The sequence below is a fragment of the Actinomycetota bacterium genome (assembly GCA_036280995.1).
In the GTDB taxonomy this organism is placed as follows: Bacteria; Actinomycetota; CALGFH01; order CALGFH01; family CALGFH01; genus CALGFH01.
Genome location: DASUPQ010000874.1, coordinates 1 through 2,239, shown reverse-complemented (window position 1 = coordinate 2,239; position 2,239 = coordinate 1). Strand labels below are relative to the sequence as shown.

4 protein-coding genes are annotated in these 2,239 nt (G+C 70.7%); all 4 read right to left on the bottom strand.

Annotation, left to right across the window (positions count from 1 at the left end; all coding sequences use genetic code 11):
- The coding region (locus VF468_29305) for a F0F1 ATP synthase subunit delta (protein HEX5882385.1) at window positions 1-683 on the bottom strand (683 nt) is incomplete at its 3' end.
- On the bottom strand, window positions 667-1,260 hold the full coding sequence (atpF, locus tag VF468_29300) for a F0F1 ATP synthase subunit B (GenBank protein ID HEX5882384.1): 594 nt from the start codon (window positions 1,258-1,260) through the stop codon (window positions 667-669). The genes VF468_29305 and atpF, both read right to left, overlap by 17 nt.
- 12 nt (window positions 1,261-1,272) lie before the next feature.
- Complete coding sequence (gene atpE / locus VF468_29295; protein HEX5882383.1) at window positions 1,273-1,512, bottom strand: ATP synthase F0 subunit C; 240 nt, start codon at window positions 1,510-1,512, stop codon at window positions 1,273-1,275.
- A 31-nt stretch (window positions 1,513-1,543) separates the two neighbouring features.
- The coding region (gene atpB, locus VF468_29290; GenBank protein ID HEX5882382.1) for a F0F1 ATP synthase subunit A at window positions 1,544-2,239 on the bottom strand (696 nt) is incomplete at its 5' end.

The following is a 2,239-nucleotide window of genomic DNA, read 5'->3' as shown; positions in this document are numbered from 1 at the left end:
AGCACGCGGGTCAGCGCCTCGGCCAGCCGGGCCCGGCGCTGGTCGTCGAGCTCGACGGCGCTGCGCACCTCGGCCACCACCCGGTTGCGGCGGGCCGCCGCCGCCTCGGCCCACTGCTTGGCCACGGTGTCCAGGTCGTGGCCCTCGTACAGCTCGACCAGCAGGTCGGCCAGGGCGGCGGTGCGCCTGCCGACCCGGCCGTCGAGCAGGTCGGCGACCAGCGCCCGCTTGTTCGCGACGGGCAGGCCGGGGTTGGTCAGGGCCGAGCGCACCCGTGGCTGCTGCTCGACCAGCGTGCCCAGGAAGAACAGTTCCCCTTCGAGCTGCTCCAGCTCGCCGGCCTTCTCGGCGGCGGTGAACGCGGCCATGGCGGCGAGGGCGGCCAGCAGCCCGGGGAAGTCCCGCAGCCGGACCCGCTGGCGGGTGGCCACGGTGGCCAGCAGCTCCACGCTGGCCTCGTCCAGGCGGCCCTGGCCGAGCTCGGCCAGCAGGGCCCGCTTGGGCTCGGGCGGGAGCCCGGGGTCGGCCAGGGCCTTGCGCAGCCGCACCTGGTGGACGAGCAGCCGGGCGAGCTCCTCGAGGTCGGCCTCGACCTGGTCGATGGCCCGCTGGCCGCGCCCGGCGGCCTCGTCGAACAGCCCCTGGGCGTGGGTGGCCAGGGCCTGGTTAACCTCGGTCGCCATCGGGTTCCTCGCGCCGGCCGGTCAGGGCGCCGGCCTGGGCCTGGTTGCCGAGCTCGTCGATGTACTCGTCGACCAGCCGGAGCTGGCGGTCCCGGTCAAGGGAGTCGCCGACCACCCGGGTGGCCAGCTCGACGGCCAGGGTGCCAACCTCGTTGCGGAGCTGGCGGATGGCCTGGTCGCGCTCGGCCCGGATGGCCTGGCGGGCCCGGTCCAGCTCGCGGCCGGCCTCGGCCTCGGCCTTGTCCCGCAGCTCGCGGCGGACCCGTTCGGCGCTGGCCCGGGCCTCCTCAAGGATCCGCTGGGTCTCATCCTCGGCGTCGCGCAGCCGCCGACGGTACTGCTCCAGCAGCCCCTCGGCCTCCTCGCGGTCCTTCTCGGCCTTCTCGAGCTTGCCCTCGATGTTGGCCCGGCGGTCCTTGAACGCCTTGTCGACCGACGGCCAGACCGTCCGGTACATGACGAGCAGCAGGATGAAGAAGGCGATCGTGCCCCAGATCAGCTCGTTGGCGGCCGGCAGGATCGGGTTCGGCTCGTGGGCCGGCTCCGCTTCCTGGGCCAGGAGATAGGCGAGATGCACGTGCCCTCCCTGTTACCGGACGACGAAGGCCAGGGCGAAGCCGAACAGGGCCAGGGCCTCGACCAGGGCCAGGCCGATGAACATCAGCGTGCGGACCTGGCCGGCCGACTCGGGCTGGCGCGAGATGCCCTCGACGGTCTTGCCGACCAGGAAGCCGATGCCGATGCCCGGCCCGAGCGTGCCCAGGCCGTAGCCGATGATCGAGACGCTGCCGCTGACGGTGTCCTCGGCGGCCAGGATGTTGCTCATCAGTGCCAGGCTCATCTCGCGGTCTGCTCCTTTGCTAGTGCTCGGGTTCCAGCGCCCCGGCGATGTACACGGCGGACAGGATCGTGAAGACGTAGGCCTGCAGGCCGGCCACGAACAGCTCGAAGGCGACCAGGGCGACCGAGAAGACCAGCGCCCCGACCCCGAACAGGCTGCTGATGTTCATCGATGTCAGCATGTAGCCGGTGGCCACGAAGAACACCGACAGGATCAGGTGGCCGGCGATCATGTTGGCCAGCAGCCGGATGGCCAGGGTGACCGGCCGGACGACGAAGGTCGAGATGAACTCGATCGGCGTCAGCAGGACGTAGACCGGCCAGGGGATGCCGGGCGGGAACAGGGCGTTCCTGAAGTAGTGGCCGAAGCCCTGGCTGGCGATCCCAACGCTGATGAACACCAGCAGGCTGCAGATGGCCATGATCGCCGGCAGGGCCATGCGGCCGTTCAGCGGGAACAGGATCGGCGGGATGATCCCGCCCAGGTTGCCGAACAGCACGAACACGAACAGCGTGGTCAGATACGGCATGAAGCGCAGCCCGTCGCGGCCGATGACCTCAAGCACGATCTGGTTGCGGATGAAGTCGACGAACGCCTCCATCACGTTCTGGAGCCCCGAGGGCACCAGCTTGGGCCGGCGGAAGGCGAAGAAGAACAGCCCCCAGACCAGCAGCCCGACGAAGAACATCTGCAGCACCACGCGGTTGATGCTGAG